The organism is Mesorhizobium sp. M1E.F.Ca.ET.041.01.1.1 (assembly GCF_003997355.1).
GTDB lineage: Bacteria > Pseudomonadota > Alphaproteobacteria > Rhizobiales > Rhizobiaceae > Mesorhizobium.
Genome location: NZ_RZSL01001124.1, coordinates 1 through 844 on the forward strand (window position 1 = coordinate 1; position 844 = coordinate 844).

Below are 844 nucleotides of genomic sequence, written 5' to 3' on the forward strand. Positions count from 1 at the left end.
GCGTTGCGCATGACACCCTCGGCGGTGAGCAAGCTGATCGCGCGGCTGGAGGCGCGGCTCGGCGCGCGACTTCTCAGCCGCTCGACGCGCCGGCTGCAGCTGACCCCGGAAGGGGCCGCCTTCCACGACAGCGGCACGCGCATCCTCGCCGACCTCGATGCCGCCGAGCGCGAAGCGGCGGCGGGTGCCGCGCCTCGCGGCAGGCTCAGGGTCAACAGCTATGTGCCCTTCGGCCAGCACCGGCTTATGGAATTGTTGCCGCGTTTCCTGGAACGCTACCCGGAGATCAGCGTCGAGGCGGTGCTGACCGACAATGTCATCGACCTTCTGGAGGAGCGAGCCGACATCGCCATACGCGCCGGGCCACTGCGCGAGTCACGACTGGTGGCGCGCAAGCTCGGCCAGAGCCGGATGGCGGTGGTCGCCTCTCCCACCTATCTCGAAGCGCGCGGCACGCCGATGACGCCCGGTGAGCTGGACCGTCACAACATGCTCGCCTTCGGCTTCGCGCGGCATATCGATGGATTGCCTTTCATCGACGCGGATGGCGCGCCGATCGTCGTCCCGATCACCGGCAACGCGACGGTCAGCGACGGCGAGGCGATGCGGCTGACCGCGCTTGCCGGGGCAGGCATCGCGCGGCTGGCGCGCTGGCATGTCGAGCCCGACATTATTGCCGGACGGCTTGTGCCGTTGCTGGAGGCGTTCAATCCCGGCGACGAGGAGCCCACGCATGCCGTCTATGTCGGCCAGGGCAAGCATCTGCCGGCCAGGGTGCGGGCCTTTCTCGATTTCCTTGCGGAGACCGTGCGTCTCTGAACGAAAAGCCGCACGCCCCGAAGGA

The 844-nt window shown here is 68.5% G+C and carries 1 protein-coding gene; it reads left to right on the plus strand.

The features are described from left to right. Positions 1-819: LysR family transcriptional regulator (locus tag EOA38_RS37840; protein WP_145966349.1), on the plus strand; the 819-nt coding region annotated here is incomplete at its 5' end. Positions 820-844 lie beyond the last annotated feature (25 nt).